Here is a 16,052-nt window from a genome sequence, read left to right as displayed (position 1 = left end):
CGTGAAAAAACACCATTCCGCCCTGGCCCTCCTCGCCGTGGCGGTCACCCTCGTCGTGAGCGGATGCACTGCCCACAGCTCCACGTCGATGCAGTCGGCAGCGCAGCCCGTCACCCAGGCCCAGTTCATCACCCTGCAGCTCAGGGAGTCGACGAGCGATTTCGCTGTGTACCTGCGCCAACAGGCCGAACAGCTCGACGGCGGCACGGCAGAATTCGCCGCCGCCTACCAGTCCGGAGACACGGCCCTCGCGCAGGCGCTCAATGCCCCGACGCGCATGTTCTACAACCGGATGCTCGTCGCCAGGAGCGAATTCTCCGATCTGGCCGCCCGTATCGACGGGCCGGACCCCGCACTCGGTTCGCTGAACACCTCAGCAACGGCTGGCACGGCGCTAAGCGGGTGGCAGGCGATCGAGAGTGACCTGTACCCGGTCGCCGGCCAATCCCCTCTCACCGTGGAACAGCGAACGGCACTCGCCACCGCCCTCACCACCGACACGCATTCTCTCTCCGAGGCCGTCTACGGACTGAGTCTCACCACTGACGAACAGACGGCCGGCGCGGCTGCGCTCATCGCCACCCTGGGGAATGAGGCAGCGAGCGGCAGAAAGGATTCACTGTCGAAGAGCGGGGTCTCAGACCTGCAGGGCTACGTCGACGGAGCCCGTATCGTCTTCGACGGAATCCGCGCGGTGCTCGTCACCCAGGACGCGGCTCTGGCGACGCGGCTCGACCACCAGTTCGCAGCGGTGCAGGATGCTCTCAACTCGTATCGGGACGGAGTGACCTTCATGACCTACGACAAGCTCAGCGAGAGCCAGGCGAGTTCGCTCCGATCCGATGTCGCCGATCTCGCGGCCTCCCTCGCCCGCGTAGAGCCCACGATGGGCCTGTGAGCCACGAAGCTCGATTTCGATACGCTTCGCTACTCGATCAGCGCATTCGCCGGTTGAGTAGCGGCACCGCCGCGTATCGAAACCCCACTCTGGATTTCGATACGCTTCGCTACTCAATCAGCGCATTAGCCCACTACTCAATCAGCGGTCAGGCGCCGAACAAGGCCTTACCGAAGTAGTCCCCCGCGCCAGAGAGCCCGGGCGGCACAGCGAAGACACCGGAGCCGACGTGCCTGATGTACTCGTTGAGGCGATCGGACGCGCCGAGTTTCGACTGAAGCGCGACGAACTGCGCCGGGTCCTTCTGGTACGAGATGAACATGAGCCCGGCATCCAGGCGGCCGACGCTGTCGATGCCGTCGGTGAAGTTGTACCCGCGCCGCAGGATCTTCACCCCACCGTTGTTCTCGTGCGCGGCAAGGGCGACGTGTGACGTTGCTGGAATGACCGGCGAGCCGTCAGCAGCCTTCGCAGCGAAGTCGGGCGTGTCGAATTCGTGCGCCCCGCCCAGCGGTGCGCCCTGGACCTTCGTGCGCCCGAACACCGCATGCTGGTCGCCGATGAAGTCCGCGTCCCAGGTCTCGATGAGCATGTGGATCTTGCGGGTCACGAGGTAGCTGCCGCCGATCATCCACTGCTGGTCTGCATCGTCGCCGACCCAGACGAACTTCTCGAAGTCATCGTCGGTGGTGATGTTGCGCGTGCCGTCTTTGAACCCCATGAGGTTGCGTGGCGTCGTCTGGCCGGCGCCAGCGGATGCCCGGCCGAACCCCTGCACGACGTACCGTGTGGCTGCGGTGGTCCTGGCCATTCTCGCGAGGTTGCGGATCGCGTGGTAGGCGACCTGCGGGTCGCTCGCACACGCCTGCACGCAGATGTCGCCGCCGGTGTACCCCGGGGTGAGCGCGTCGCTCGCGAATGCCGGAATGTCGACAAGCGCCGCCGGCCGGTGTGGTTTCCAGCCGAAACGGTCGTCGAACATCGACGGCGCGAAACCGAGCGTCACGGTGAGCTGGTTCGGGCCCATGCCCTCGGCCTCTCCGGTGTCGCCGGGCACGGCGAGGTCACGCTCGGGTTCGACCGCACCGACGGCGAGGCCACCGGTGTACTGGGCGATGGCGGCCGACCACTTGGCGAGCATGACCTGCAGCTCGGCAGCTGAGGTGGTGGTGACGTCGAAGACCATGAGCACCAGGTGATCCTGCGGGGGCGTCCGGATGCCCGCCTGGTGTGGGCCGTAGAAGTCGTAGGCACTGTCAGACGCCGACACGGCCGCCGGGCCCGCGTTCGCTGCGGTCGACGCCAGTCCTGTCGTCGTGATTCCGGCAGCCGCTCCGGCCGCAGCACTCGCGACGGCCCCTCCGAAGAATGCCCGGCGCGAGATGCCGGTTGATTCGGGTGCTGTCGTCTCTTCTGAAACCCCCACTACGCCGTTGCCACCTTCTCGGCGATCTGCGAGAGCGGTGCCTGCAGCGCCTGGATGGCCTGGGTGAGCTTCGTGGCGTCTGACGCCTTCAGCGTGTCGGTGTAGAGAACGAAGCCCCCGAGCGCACTGGTGTCTGCGTAGCTGGCGAGCAGGGCATCCACTGACTCGAACTGCCCGCTGATCGACGTGGTCAAGTCAGGATCGATGGTGGTCAGGGCGGGCTTCAGGTACTCGAAGGCCTGCTCAGAGCCCTCGATGTTCGCTGCGAAGTCGACGAGGTCGATGTGGCTGTACGCCTCTTCTTCGCCAGTGATCTTCGAGGACTGCACCTCTTCGAGCAGGCTCGACGCTCCGTTTGCGAGTTCTTCCGGCTTGTAGCTGAGGCCGGTGGTGAGGGTCTGCAATTGGGCGATGTCGGCAACCAGTTTGGTGCTCAGCGCCTTGGTCGTGTCGGCGATGGCGCCGGTTTCGAACAGATCCTTCTCGATGGGGTGGAAGCCCGTCCATTCTGTGCCCGGCGTGACATCGGCGACTCGCGCGTCGACCTGGGGGTCGAGGTCGGCGAAGCTCTCGGCGACCGGCTCGATGCGCTCATAGAACGGGCGCGCGGCGGCATAGGCCTTCTTCGCTGCAGCGACATCGCCGGCCTGGATGGCAGCATCGAGGGTGGCCACGGCCGCTACGAGGCCCGCCGCCTGGTCTTCGATGAAGGCGCCGTAGCCGGTGGTGCCCTCGGTAAGGCGGCCCTGCACGTCGCTGGCTGCTGTCGTGGCTGCGCCGGTGACAGTGAAGGTCGTGTTCTCCGCGGTGGCTCCCGGGCAGTTCAGCGCGTAGCTTCCGCCCGAGAGCGTCACCGTGAATGAGGCAGGCTTCAGACCGGCCACGATGTTCTCCCGCTCGCCCAGGATCCGCTTGTCGCTCATCAGTTCGACCTCGCTGAGACCTGCGGCGTCGGTGTTCGTCACCGTGAACGTGACCGGGCCCGCGGGCGCCGTGGTGTAGTCGAGCAAGCACTGCGATCCCGTCAGAGTGACGGCGACCTGAGCTGCACCGTTGGCAACGGGTGCCGCACCTGAACCTGAGGACACCGATGAGCCCGCAGATGACCCCGCGGTGCAGCCGGTGAGCAGCATGCTGCCGGCGACAACCGCAGCGAGGAGAGTGAGACGAAGGGTGCTGTGGCTGGTGCTAGGCGTCATGAAGATGAAGCTCCTGGTTCTGAACGCTGCGTGCGTATTCGGGAGGGGACTGCCGTTCGGGGGCGGACTGTTGTTCGGGGAGGGAGAGCGGGTCGGGGAGGGAATGCAGTCGAGCTTCATTGCCGGCGACGGAGCGCACTCTTCGCGCCGAGCGGAGACCACGGAGACCGAATGCGGCGAGCACCGAAGCAGCGAGCAGGAGTGCAAGCGGCAGGTAGTACTTGAAGAGAGCTGCCTCGTCGGCGGCCGAGAGCCAGTCCGTCACAGTCGTTGCCACGGCCTCAGAATGTGTGCTGTCGACCGCCCACGCCAGTGACCCTGGAGCGGTGTCAGCCGAAGCAGCATCCGCAGAAGCGACGGCAACGGTTCTAGCCGAAGCGAGGCCGCCGCCTGACAGTGTCACCGTGGTCACCGACTGGCTGCTGGCATCCAGCAGCGTCTCGCCGGCGACCCAGACCTGGTCGGTCACTGCCACGGTCCACGTCGCATCGAACGGGCCAGGATTCAGTGCCCGGTTGATGCCGACCGGAGTACGACCGCCGTTCAGGGCCGCAAGCTGCTCGAGCGTGAGCGAGGTGGAAAGGCCCGTGACGTCGGCGTTGGACGTGACCGACCAGGACCGGGCATCCAGACCCAGGTGCGTGCCCGGCTCAGAAGCAGAGGCATCGAGGATGGTCGTGGACTGCACGCCTGACACCGTGCTCTGCAGCGCCAGCACGCCGTCAGAGGTCACCAACTGGGCGGAACCGAGTGCCTGGCCGTCGGCCGCAACGATCGGCGCACTGCCCGTGGTCGTGGTGCCGGTAGTCGTGGTGCCTGTGGTTGTTTCGCCGGCAGCACTGGGCGAAGCCGGCATCGGCACGGCAACCGCGAGTATCAGAGCAACCGCGGCGAGACCAGCGGCGAGCCCCAGCTGCAGCCGGTAGGCGTTGAGACCGGGGCGCAGCGTGCGCGGCCAGAGCACGAACAGCAGCACCGGAACGAGGTACAGCGCCCAGCCCAGGACTTCGATGACGCGGGGGTCAGAGGGGATTCCGAGGACCCCGGTGAGCAGGGCGGCCTGCACCGAGCCTGCAGGAGCGAGCCACTCGAGGTCGACCGTGGTCTGCTGCCCGAGCGTGATCCAGCCGGCCTCGTGGGCGGTGCGGAGCGCACTCATCACCAGGCCCGCTGCGACGAAAACCAGGAACACTCCGGTGACAGTGAAGAACTTGCCGAGGTCGAGCTTCACCCCGCCGCGGTAGATCGCGTAACCGATTCCCACGGAGACGAGGATGCCGACAACAGCCCCCAGCCCCGCGGCGAGCGGACTCACCGACGACTGGAAGGCCGCGAGAAGGAAGACCGAGGTCTCGAAGCCCTCTCGCAGAACGGCGAGGAAGGCCATCCCCGAAAGTGCGAGCACGGAACCGTTGCCGAGCGCTCGACCGGCGGTGGATTCGAGTTCGCTCCGCATGTGGCGGGCGTGCTTGCTCATCCAGATGATCATGCCGGTGACCATCACGACCGCGACCGCTGCGATGATCGACTCCATGGCCTCCTGCTGGGCCTGGGGCAGGCCGACAGAGATCACTTCGAGAATGATTCCCACCGCGAGGCTCAGCACGAGCGCGGCGCCGACACCGACCCACATCGATTTCAGCGAGTGCCCGTTGCGTTTCAGGAAGGCGGCGATGATGCCCACGATGAGCGCAGCCTCGAGCCCCTCGCGGAGGCCGATGACGAAGGTGGCTAGCACAGGGTCTCTCCAAGTAGGCGAAGGGCGGGTGAAGCACGCGGGTCAGCGCTTCGAAGGTAAGCCTACACTTACTTAGGGTTACCTTGCTTGATGAAATTCTGTGAGCCCAGCGAACTTCTGCCAAACCAGTGAGCTTCTGCGGGCCGGCGCATCACCGTCAGTGGTTGCAGCGAGAATGGACGAATGTACGTCGTCGTTTCTCCCGCCGGCCCCGAGGGGTACGCGCTGTCGTTCCTCGACGACTCCGGCGAAGAAGAGCAGCAGGGCGAAGTCGTCGCAGACGACGAACTGGGCGAGGCCGTCGAGGCGATCGAGCTCGAGTCCCCGCGCTGGGTCTGGCACGACACAGCCACGACGTACCCACGCATGCTCATCGCAGGCGTACGCGTCGAACGCTGTCACGACCTTCGACTGACGAGGGCGCTGTTGAGGTCATCGAGCCTGACAGCCAGCACGGGCCTGGCAATGTCTCCTCCCGGAAGGTGGGACGAGGCGATCACCTCGACGGGACCGGCAGCTGCGCGTCAGCCCTCAGGAAATGAACTGAGTTTCACTGATGGATCGGGCAGCGACGACGATGACAGTGGAGCCGCTGGCAGTGGAGCCGCTGGCAGTGGAGCCGCTGGCTCAGCGCAGCTCACGGTCGACGAGTTTCGGCTCCAGCTCGAGACCGTCAGGGCCGCCACCGAGCCGAACCGCCTGCGCCTTCTCATTGCAGCCGAATCGGCCGGGGCTCTGATCGCTGCGGAGATGACCCATGCCGGTCTGCCCTGGCGCGAAGACGTGCACGACTCCCTGCTCACGGAGCTTCTCGGCCCCCGGGTTGCGGCCGGTCTTCGCCCGGCCCGTCTCGAACAGCTGGCCACGATCATCCAACACGAACTTGGCTCGCCGGGCCTCAACACCGACTCTCCTGCCGAGGTACTCAGGGCGCTCAGGGCAGCCGGGCTCACGGTCGAGACGACGCGGTCGTGGGAACTGCAGGCGCTCGAGCATCCGGTGATCGAACCCCTGCTGGAATACAAGAAGCTCTCGCGACTGCTGAGCGCCAATGGATGGTCGTGGATGGAGGCGTGGGTCAGCGACGGCCGATTCTCTCCCGAATACGTGCCGGGCGGAGTCGTCTCCGGCCGCTGGGTAACGCGTGGGGGTGGCGCCCTCCAACTGCCGAAACAGGTGCGGCGGGCAGTCACTGCCGACGAGGGATGGAAGCTCGTGGTGGCCGATGCCGCCCAGCTCGAGCCGCGAATCCTCGCCGGCGTCTCTGGAGATCTCATCATGGCTCGCGCAGGCCAGGGAACAGACCTGTATGCCGGAATCGTCGCGAGCGGGGCCGTCGAGAATCGCGCACAGGCCAAGGTGGCGATGCTCGGGGCGATGTACGGCGCCACGACGGGCGAGAGTGGTCGGCTGCTGCCACGACTGGCACGGGCGTTTCCTGCAGCCCTCGCGTTCGTTGAAGACGCCGCCCGGGCCGGCGAACGCGGCGAGATCGTGACGTCGAGGCTCGGCAGGAGTTCACCCCGGCCCGGTGAAGACTGGTGGGAGGCACAGGCTGCGGCTAGGGAAGGAGCCGGATCGGAGCGCGACCGGCAACATGCGCGTCAACAGGCGCGCGACTGGGGCAGATTCACCCGCAACTTCGTCGTGCAGGCCAGTGCGGCCGACTGGGCGCTCTGCTGGATGGCCGACCTGCGGCGGCGCCTCAGTTATCTCGGAGCGGCTGCCCTCAGAACAGCCGCCCCCGGAACCGCGGCTCTTGAAACAGCGGCTCTTGAAACCACGGCTTTTGGAACGACGGCTGAATCGGGCCGGGCCCTCGAACCCTTCAGATCGGTGCCGCACCTGGTGTTCTTCCTCCACGACGAGGTGATCGTGCATGCGCCGGAGTTCCAGGCGGAGGCTGTTGCTGAAGCCCTGCGCGCTGCTGCGACCAGCGCAACGACGCTGCTCTTCGGCGGATTCCCGCTGACAGTACCGCTCGACGTCTCCATCGTCGACTCATACGCCGACGCGGTGTGATGCGCGGCGCGGCACGGCACTGCGCCGTGGCGCTTAATGAACTGTGAGGCGGCCGCGACGAAAGTGAGGCACGTAGACGTGTCTCAACTCGTCGCAACCGCCTCACAGAGTGGAACGGAAGCGCAGGTGCCGGTTAGGCGTTTGCGTTCTGGCTCTTGACGCGGCTCGCGCTGCGCTGGCGGGCCTGAGCCGAGAGCTCGACCTTGCGGATGCGCACCCACTCGGGCGTGACCTCGACGCACTCGTCTTCGCGAGCGAATTCGAGGCTCTCTTCGAGGGTCAGCTTGCGCGAGGGGGTCATGCGCTCGAACGTGTCAGACGTCGACTGGCGCATGTTGGTGAGCTGCTTCTCCTTGGTGATGTTCACATCCATGTCGTCGGCGCGCGAGTTCTCGCCGATGACCATGCCTTCGTAGACCTCCTGCGTCGGTTCCACGAAGAACGACATGCGCTCCTGCAGGTTGACGATGGCGAACGGCGTGACAACACCCGAGCGGTCTGCGACGATCGAGCCGTTGTTGCGGGTGACGATCGGTCCGGCCCAGGGGCCGTAGCCGTGCGAGATCGCGTTGGCGATGCCGGTACCACGCGTCGTGGTGAGGAACTCGGTGCGGAACCCGATGAGCCCACGGGACGGAACGATGAACTCCATGCGAACCCAGCCGGTGCCGTGGTTCTGCATGGTCTCCATCATGCCCTTGCGCGAGGCGAGAAGCTGGGTGATCGCGCCGAGGAATTCCTCGGGCGCGTCGACCGTGAGGTGCTCGAACGGTTCGTGGGTCTTGCCGTTGACCTGCTTGGTGACCACCTGCGGCTTGCCGACGGTGAGTTCGAAGCCTTCGCGGCGCATCTGCTCCACGAGGATGGCGAGGGCGAGTTCTCCACGGCCCTGAACCTCCCACGCGTCAGGGCGACCGATGTCGACGACCTTCAGCGAGACGTTACCGACCAGCTCGCGGTCGAGGCGATCCTTCACCATGCGGGCGGTGACCTTCGAGCCCTTGGTGCGGCCGATCATCGGCGACGTGTTCGTGCCGATCGTCATCGAGATGGCAGGGTCGTCGACCGTGATGATCGGCAGGGGGCGCACGTCTTCGGGGTCACTGATCGTGTCACCGATGGTGATCTCCTCGATACCGGCGATGGCGACGATGTCACCGGGGCCGGCCGTCTCCGTCGGAAAGCGGGTGAGAGCCTTCGTGATGAGCAGTTCGGTGAGCTTGACGTTCTGAACGGAACCATCGTGGCGCACCCAGGCGACCTGCTGGCCCTTCTTGATGTGGCCGTTGAAGATGCGAAGCAGCGCGAGGCGCCCGAGGAACGGGGAAGCGTCGAGGTTGGTGACGTGCGCCTGCAGCGGGTGCTCGTCATCGTAGACGGGCGCTGGAACGTGCTTCAGGATTGCCTCGAAGAGGGGCTCGAGGTCGTCGTTGTCGGGCAGCGTACCGTTCTCGGGCTTGTTGTTCGACGCGGCGCCGGCACGGCCCGAGGCATAGACGATGGGCACGTCGAGCACGGCATCGAGATCGAGGTCGGGGTGATCATCTGACATGTCAGAGGCGAGGCCGAGCAACAGGTCCTGGCTCTCGGCGATGACCTCGTCGATCCGGGCATCCGGCCGGTCTGTCTTGTTGACCAGCAGGATGACCGGGAGGTTCGCCTCGAGCGCCTTGCGCAGCACGAAGCGCGTCTGCGGCAGCGGGCCCTCAGAAGCGTCGACGAGCAGCACAACACCGTCGACCATGGAGAGGCCGCGCTCGACCTCACCGCCGAAGTCGGCGTGGCCCGGGGTGTCGATCACGTTGATGACAATGTTCTTGCCATTCGCGTGCTTTCCGCTGTAGAGCACCGAGGTGTTCTTCGCGAGGATGGTGATGCCCTTTTCGCGTTCCAGGTCATTCGAGTCCATCATGCGGTCTTCGCCCTCGAAGTGGGCGTCGAAGGAGTTGGTCTGCTTGAGCATCGCGTCGACAAGCGTGGTCTTGCCGTGGTCGACGTGGGCAACAATGGCTACGTTACGTAGGTCATCGCGGGTGGCTGACGCCATGGATGATCGTCCTCAATGTAATGCGGACTCAAACTGGTGGCGAGCCCGACGAATAAACGGGTTGGGGCAGCGACGCCCTCAGGATTGTGTTCTTCGCCGGGGCTCGCCCAGCAGGAGAATACACGCAGGTTGTGAACGCGGCGTTAAACTCCGAGGGCGATTCCGGCCCCGGGGATCGCGTTCAGCAACTCTTTAGTGTAATCCATGCGCGGGTTGTCGAACACCTCGTTCGTTGTGGCCTTCTCGACGATCTTTCCGCGCTGCATGACGCAGACGTTGTCAGCGATCACCCGCACGACCGCGAGGTCGTGCGTGATGAAGAGATACGTGAGGTCGAGTTCGGTCTGCAGGTCAGACAACAGTTGCAGGATCTGGGCCTGCACAAGCACATCCAGCGCCGATACGGCCTCGTCGAGAATGACGATGTCGGGTTTGAGCGCCAGGGCACGTGCGATCGCGACGCGCTGGCGCTGGCCACCAGAGAGCTCGTTCGGGTACCGGGTCGACAGGGTGCGCGGCAACGAAACCTGGTCGAGCAGCTCGTGCACCCTGTCACGGCGCGACTGTGCGTCACCGACCCTGTGGGTGTGCAGCGGTTCACTGATGGTGTTGCCGATGTTGCGGAGCGGGTCGAGCGAGCCGTAGGGATCCTGGAAGACAGGCTGCATCTTTCTGCGCAGCGCGAGCAGTTCGCGCCCCTTGAGTGGCGCGGTGTCGGTTCCGTCGATCAGGATCTTGCCGGCCGTCGCGTCTTCGAGCCGCAGGAGCATCTTGGCGACGGTCGACTTCCCCGAGCCCGATTCGCCCACCAGAGCCGTCGTCGTGCCGCGCTCGATCGCGAACGAGACGTCGTCGACCGCAGTCAAGGGCTCCTTGTTGCCGCGGATCTTGTAGACCTTGGTGAGGTTATCGACCACGATCGCAGGGGCCTTCGCCGGAGCTGCAGCCACTGCCTCGGCACGGGATTCTGCGGTCTCGATGAGGTCGAGGCCCTCTGTCACCTTGGTCGCCGAGTAGTCCAGGTCGGTGAGTTTGTGCACCGACGACTGGATGCGACGCGAGGCGAGGCTGGGAGCTGCAGCCACGAGGCGCTGGGTGTAGGGGTGAATCGGGTTGGCGAGGATCTCGCGCGAAGGGCCCGATTCGACGATCTGGCCCTTGTACATAACGACGAGCTGCTCGGCACGTTCGGCGGCGAGCCCGAGGTCGTGAGTGATGAAGAGGAGCGCTGTGCCCGTCTCCCTGGTGAGCTTCTCGAGGTTGTCGAGAATGGTGCGCTGCACGGTGACATCGAGGGCCGAGGTCGGCTCGTCGGCGATGAGAAGCTTGGGCCGGGACGAGAGCCCCATACCGATGAGTACCCGCTGGCGCATGCCGCCGGAGAACTGGTGCGGGAACTGCCGCAGCCGCTTGTCAGCGTCGGCGAGCCCCGCCTCCTTGAGCACCGTGATGGCGTGCTTCTTGATCTCCTTGCGGCCTTTGGCGATGCCGTTGGCCTTGATGGCCTCTTCGACCTGGAACCCGATGCTCCACACAGGGTTCAGGTTCGACATCGGGTCCTGGGGGACAAAACCGATCAGCTTGCCGCGGATGTCTTCCATCTCCCGCTCGGTGAACGTGGTCAGGTCGCGTCCCTCGAACAGGATCTCGCCGCCGGTGATCAGACCCGAGCCCGGCAGCAGGTTGATGATGGCGTGTGCGGTGGTCGATTTTCCTGACCCCGACTCCCCCACGATGGCGAGCGTCTTGCCCGCCCGCAGGGTCAGGCTCGCTCCGCGAACCGCAGGCACGATACCGCCGGTCGTACGGAAGCCGACCTGCAGGTTCTTGATCTCGAGCAGCGGGGCCTGGGCATCCGGTGTCTGTGAAGCCTGGCTAGAACTCATCGGAGTGCTCTCGCTTTCGGGTCGAGCGCATCCCGGATGACCTCGCCCATGAGAATGAACGAGAAGACAGTGACGGAGAGGGCGATCGAGGGGTAGATCAGGGTCTGCGGGTTGGTGCGGATGTCGCGCTGGGCCTGGTTGATGTCGTTGCCCCACGACATGATGTCGCTGCCGAGCCCAACGCCGAGGAACGAGAGCGTCGCTTCGGCCACAATGGCGCCAGCGAGCGAGATCGTCGTGATGGCGATGACGGGTGCGATCGAGTTGGGCATGACGTGGCGCCAGAGGATGCGGAACCTCGACACGCCGAGCGCTTCTGACGCCATCACGAAGTCGGCGTTCTTCACTCGGAGGATCTCGGCTCTCAGCACCCTGGCCGTGGATGGCCAGGCGAAGATACCGATCGCCAGGGAGATCGTCCACACGCTCCGGTACTCCGCGAGCACCGACATGATGACGATCGCCGCGAGGATGTAGGGGATCGAGAAGAAGATATCGCCGACGCGGGAGAGCGTTGCATCGATCGCTCCACCATAGAAACCGGCGAATGCTCCGAAGACGATACCGAGCACCGTGGTCAGAATGATGACGATGATTCCCACTGCGAGTGAGGTCGAGGTGCCATTGATGATGCGCGAGTAGACATCGCAGCCCTGCTTCGTGAAGCCGAGCGGATGCCCGTCGGTGGGTCCGCCATTGCTGAAGTGCAGATCGCAGCCGTTGTTGGGAGGCGTTTGCGTGAAGAGCCACGGGAACAGAGCGACGATGCACACGAGCAGGATGAGCGCACCCGAGATCCAGAAGATCGGGCGCCGGCGTGCGTCACGCCAGGCGTCGATCCACAGGTTGCTGGGCTTCTCGGCGACGTTGACAACGTCGATGGCGACCAGAGGGGTCTCTTCGAGAGGGGCGACGAAGTGGTCTCTCGAGCGCGGGGCGTCGGAGCCGAGCGCTTCGGGTGTGTCGATGATGTTATTTGACATAGCGGATCCTTGGGTCGAGCAGGCCGTACAGCAGGTCCACGACGAGGTTGACGACGAGGTAGATCAGCACCATCACGGTGACGAATGACACCACCGTGGGCCCCTCACCCCTGATGATGGCCTGATAGAGCGTATTGCCGACGCCCGGAACGTTGAAGATACCCTCGGTGACTGTCGCACCGACCAACAGGACTCCGAAGTCGGTGGCGAGGTACGTGACGACAGGAATCAGCGAGTTGCGCAGAATGTGCACCGGGATGATGCGCCGACGCCCGAGCCCCTTGCCGTACGCCGTGCGCACGAAATCGAGGCTCGACGTCTCGATCACCGATGATCGGGTCAGCCTGATGATCTGCGCAAAGCTGATGCTCGCCAGCACGATCGCGGGCAGGATGAGGTCGGCCAGCGGCGCATCGGGCCTGACCGTGGTTCGGGCCCAGCCCAGCTGGACCCCGAAGACGAACTGCGCGACGAAGGCGATGACGAAGATCGGCAGCGAGATCAGGATGAGACTGATCACCAGCGAGGAGTTGTCGAAGAGCTTGCCCTTGCGGAGGCCGGAGACCAGACCGACGAAGATTCCGGCGATGGTCTCGATGAGAAGGGCGATGATCGCCAGCCGGATAGTCACGGGGAAGGTTCGTGCGAGCACCTGGCTCACGGGTTCACCCGAGAACGAGATGCCGAAATTGCCCTGGAAGATGCCTGCGATGTAGCGGAAGTACTGGACCAGGAAGGGATCGTCGAGGTGGTACTGGGCGCGGAGCTGGGCGACGACGGCAGGGTTCGGGGTCTTGTCCCCGAAGAGTGCGACGATGGGGTCGCCCGGCATGGCGAAGACCATGAAGTAGATGAGGAACGTCGTTCCCAGAAAGACGGGTATCGCCTGCAGAACGCGGCGGAAGATGTAACCTGCCATAGCCTAACTGGCCTGGGCTTCGGGTTGGATGCGCATAGGGAGAAGTTGACCTTACTGTGACGGGCCACGGGCTTTCGAACAGGCTACTCGTTCGAAACCCCGCGGCCGGCATAACTGTCGGAATCACACTGCAGGGGCGGCAGCTCCTCGCCACCGCCCCTGCAGATGTCTGGGCTGGTGTTAGCCCTTGGTGATTTCGTAGTACAGCGGTACCGAGTTCCAGCCGAAGTGCACGTTCGACACTGCGGTGCTGAAGCCACCGGTCACGTTGGAGTACCACAGCGGGATTGCGGGCAGGTCCTTGAACAGGATGGTCTGGGCGTCCTGGTAGTCCTTGTTCGCTGTAGCGCTGTCGGTCTCCTGCGAGCCCTTGGCCAGGAGCGCGTCGAACGCGGGGTTCGAGTAGTCTCCGTCGTTCGAGCCGGCGTTGGTCGCGTAGATCGGGCCGAGGAAGTTGAACAGGCCGGGGTAGTCGGCCTGCCATCCGGTGCGGAACGCGGTCTGGATCGTGCGGTCGGTGATGGCCGTACGAACCTGCTTGAACGTCGGTGACGGTGCGCCCGAGGCGTCGATACCGAGGTTGTTCTTCAGGTTGTTCGAGACAGCGTCGACCCAGCCCTGGTGGCCACCGTCTGCGTTGTACGCGATCTGGAAGGTGCCGGTCCACGGTGAGATGGCGTCAGCCTCTGCCCACAGCTTCTTGGCGTCGTCGACGTTGTACTTCAGAACGTCTGAGCCCGAGATCGAGTCCGACCATCCGTCGATGACCGGCGACGTGAAGTCACTGGCCGGCGTGCGGGTGTCTTCGAAGATCACCTTGGTGATGGTCGCGCGGTCGATCGCCTCTGAGATCGCCTGGCGACGAAGCTGGCCTTCCTGGCCGCTGAAGTGAGCCAGGCGATCCGGAATGGTGAAGGACTGGAAGATCGCGGCCGGCTGGTTGACCGCACGGTCACCGAGGTCGGTCTTGTAGGTGGCGTACGCGCTGTCGGGGATCTGGTCGATCACGTCGACGTTGTTCGCCTGCAGGTCGGCGTACGCCGCGTCAGCAGTCGGGTAGAACGTGATGGTCAGGCCACCGTTCAGCGGCTTGCGGCCACCCGTGTAGTCAGGGTTCGACACGAGGTCGATCTTGACGTTGTGCTGCCAGGCGCCGGTCGAAGCCAGCTTGTACGGGCCGTTTCCGATCGGGTTCTCGCCGAATGCCTTCAGATCGGTGAACGCAACGCTCGGCAGCGGCATGAACGCCGTGTAGCCGAGGCGGAGCGGGAAGTCCGAGTGAGGCGCGGTCAGGGTGACCGTGAAGGAGGTGTCGTCGATCTTCTTCAGACCGGTGAGGGGTGAGTCTGCGTCGTAGCTGAAGCCCTCGATGTCTTCGAAGAAGTAGCTGTTCAGCTGCGCGTTGCTGAGGAGCGCGCCGTACTGCCAGGCATTGATGAAGGAGTCAGATGTGACGGCCTCACCGTTCGTGAACTTCTCGTTCGGCTTGAGCTTGATCGTGAAGGTGGTGGAGTCGGTCGTCGTGATGGAATCGGCGACATCGTTCTGCGGAGCGCCCTTCTCGTCGTAGTAGACGAGTCCAGCGAAGATGTTGTCCGTGATCTTGCCGCCACCGGTCTCGTTGGTGTTGGTCGGGATCAGCGGGTTCTGCGGCTCTGAGCCGTTCGTGGTGATGATCGCTGACGTGTTGGCACTCGCGGTGGGCGTGCTGCTGCCCCCGCTTGCGCATCCGGTGAGCACGAGCGCGCTGGCTGCTGCCAGAGCGACGACGCCCACTCCAATACGACTGATTCTCAAGGTTTCCTCCTGTGCAAACTGGGAATTTCGAACCTCGGCTCGTGGCCGAAGTCTCGAATCGAATGTGTCGCTCACGACGCGTGTGAAAGCCTCGCAAATCGGGCACGCTGAGGTGATCGGCGCGCTCGATGACTACCGAGTACCCTAAAAGGGGTAGAGCGAAGAACCAAATGCGTGTGAAAAAAGTTACATACTAGAAACTAAAATCACCGGATTGTTGTGCTCTTTGCACAATCTCTGCGAATTCATAGGTTTCAACGCAAGAAAGCGGCGGCATGAATCAAGCCCCTTCACCCGCCCAATCGGCCGACGAAGAGCCTCTCTCCGGTCGCGCCAGGTGGTGGTGGGAGATCGCCCTGGTACTGGGCGTTTCTCTCGGTTCCTCAGCCGTTTACTCGATAATCCAGATCATCGACCTGTCAACTCGGTCGACCCCGCTCGGCTCCCAGACCGCAACGATCAACAACAGCCTCAACGACCGTTCGGGGTTCGACCTGGCCTACCAGCTTGTCGGAATAGCGTTTGCAATCGTTCCTGTTCTGCTCGCCTTCTATCTGCTGCGGCAATCCGCCGTCAACCCGTTCATCCGCCTCGGATTCACGCGGAGCGAACCACTCAGAGACAGCGGGCGAGCACTGTTCCTGCTCCTCCTGATCGCGGTGCCGGGCCTCGCCTTCTACTTCCTCGGCCGGGCGATCGGAATAACGGTCGATGTGAAACCGGATGCCCTGAGTGACTACTGGTGGACCGTTCCCGTTCTCGTGTTGTCGGCGCTGCGCGCAGCGCTCACCGAAGAGCTGATCGTCGTCGGCTTTCTCTACGAGAGACTCCGCAGAATCGGCTGGGGCACCTGGCCGATCATCCTGGTCTCGGCAGCCCTTCGCGGCAGCTACCACCTCTACCAGGGCATCGGGCCGTTCATCGGCAACGTCGTGATGGGCGTCGTCTTCGGCTGGTTCTACACGCGCTGGGGCCGAACGGTGCCCTTGGTGATCACCCATTGGATTCTCGACATCGCGTCATTCGTCGGCTACGCCTGGGCCGTGTCGACTTTTCCCGGTCTGTTCGGCATCACGAAGTAGTCGCGTCACTGCGCGCCACCGGCGGGTCACTGACGGGTCAGTGACGGGTCAGTGA

Annotated in this window: 11 protein-coding genes; 3 read left to right on the top strand and 8 right to left on the bottom strand. The window is 64.3% G+C overall.

Annotated elements, in window-relative coordinates; genetic code table 11:
- Nucleotide 1: 1 nt before the first annotated feature.
- A complete protein-coding gene (locus tag JOE66_RS06880; RefSeq protein WP_205107966.1) occupies nucleotides 2–898 on the top strand; it encodes an EfeM/EfeO family lipoprotein in 897 nt (298 codons plus the stop codon).
- 148 nt (nucleotides 899–1,046) lie between these two features.
- On the opposite strand, the gene efeB is transcribed toward JOE66_RS06880, so the two are convergent.
- The 3 genes from efeB to efeU are packed head-to-tail and all read right to left on the bottom strand — an operon-like array spanning nucleotide 1,047 to nucleotide 5,261.
- Nucleotides 1,047–2,324 carry an iron uptake transporter deferrochelatase/peroxidase subunit gene (efeB, locus tag JOE66_RS06875; protein ID WP_205107964.1) on the bottom strand — a complete coding sequence of 426 codons (1,278 nt, stop codon included), beginning with the start codon at nucleotides 2,322–2,324 and terminating at the stop codon, nucleotides 1,047–1,049.
- Nucleotides 2,324–3,523, bottom strand: coding sequence for an iron uptake system protein EfeO (gene efeO, locus JOE66_RS06870; RefSeq protein WP_205107962.1), 1,200 nt, complete (start codon nucleotides 3,521–3,523; stop codon nucleotides 2,324–2,326). Before efeO ends, efeB begins: the two co-directional genes overlap by 1 nt.
- Nucleotides 3,513–5,261 (bottom strand): iron uptake transporter permease EfeU, encoded by a 1,749-nt coding sequence (efeU, locus tag JOE66_RS06865; protein ID WP_205107960.1) that lies wholly within the window; start codon nucleotides 5,259–5,261, stop codon nucleotides 3,513–3,515. The genes efeO and efeU overlap by 11 nt, the downstream gene beginning before the upstream one ends.
- Before the next feature lie 183 nt (nucleotides 5,262–5,444).
- Here efeU and JOE66_RS06860 point away from each other — a divergent pair, with 183 nt between their 5' ends.
- Nucleotides 5,445–7,283, top strand: coding sequence for a bifunctional 3'-5' exonuclease/DNA polymerase (locus tag JOE66_RS06860; protein WP_205107958.1), 1,839 nt, complete (start codon nucleotides 5,445–5,447; stop codon nucleotides 7,281–7,283).
- 133 nt (nucleotides 7,284–7,416) lie between these two features.
- Here JOE66_RS06860 and typA read toward each other — a convergent pair whose 3' ends face one another.
- From typA to JOE66_RS06835, 5 genes are all read right to left on the bottom strand, one after another.
- The gene (gene typA, locus JOE66_RS06855) at nucleotides 7,417–9,330 is read right to left on the bottom strand and encodes a translational GTPase TypA (protein ID WP_205107956.1); all 1,914 of its coding nucleotides are present in this window, start codon (nucleotides 9,328–9,330) and stop codon (nucleotides 7,417–7,419) included.
- 143 nt (nucleotides 9,331–9,473) lie between these two features.
- A complete protein-coding gene (locus JOE66_RS06850; protein WP_205107954.1) occupies nucleotides 9,474–11,216 on the bottom strand; it encodes a dipeptide ABC transporter ATP-binding protein in 1,743 nt (580 codons plus the stop codon).
- Entirely contained in the window at nucleotides 11,213–12,199 is a 987-nt protein-coding gene (locus JOE66_RS06845; protein ID WP_205107951.1) for an ABC transporter permease, read from the bottom strand. The genes JOE66_RS06850 and JOE66_RS06845 overlap by 4 nt, the downstream gene beginning before the upstream one ends.
- Nucleotides 12,189–13,118 carry an ABC transporter permease gene (locus JOE66_RS06840; RefSeq protein WP_205107949.1) on the bottom strand — a complete coding sequence of 310 codons (930 nt, stop codon included), beginning with the start codon at nucleotides 13,116–13,118 and terminating at the stop codon, nucleotides 12,189–12,191. Before JOE66_RS06840 ends, JOE66_RS06845 begins: the two co-directional genes overlap by 11 nt.
- 180 nt (nucleotides 13,119–13,298) lie before the next feature.
- Nucleotides 13,299–14,915 (bottom strand): peptide ABC transporter substrate-binding protein, encoded by a 1,617-nt coding sequence (locus JOE66_RS06835; RefSeq protein ID WP_205107947.1) that lies wholly within the window; start codon nucleotides 14,913–14,915, stop codon nucleotides 13,299–13,301.
- A 275-nt stretch (nucleotides 14,916–15,190) separates the two neighbouring features.
- Between JOE66_RS06835 and JOE66_RS06830 the strand changes: the two genes are divergently transcribed.
- Entirely contained in the window at nucleotides 15,191–15,997 is an 807-nt protein-coding gene (locus JOE66_RS06830) for a CPBP family intramembrane glutamic endopeptidase (RefSeq protein WP_205107945.1), read from the top strand.
- Nucleotides 15,998–16,052: the final 55 nt, after the last annotated feature.

Source organism: Subtercola frigoramans (genome assembly GCF_016907385.1).
Lineage (GTDB): Bacteria > Actinomycetota > Actinomycetes > Actinomycetales > Microbacteriaceae > Subtercola > Subtercola frigoramans.
This window is presented reverse-complemented; position numbering and strand designations above follow the sequence as displayed.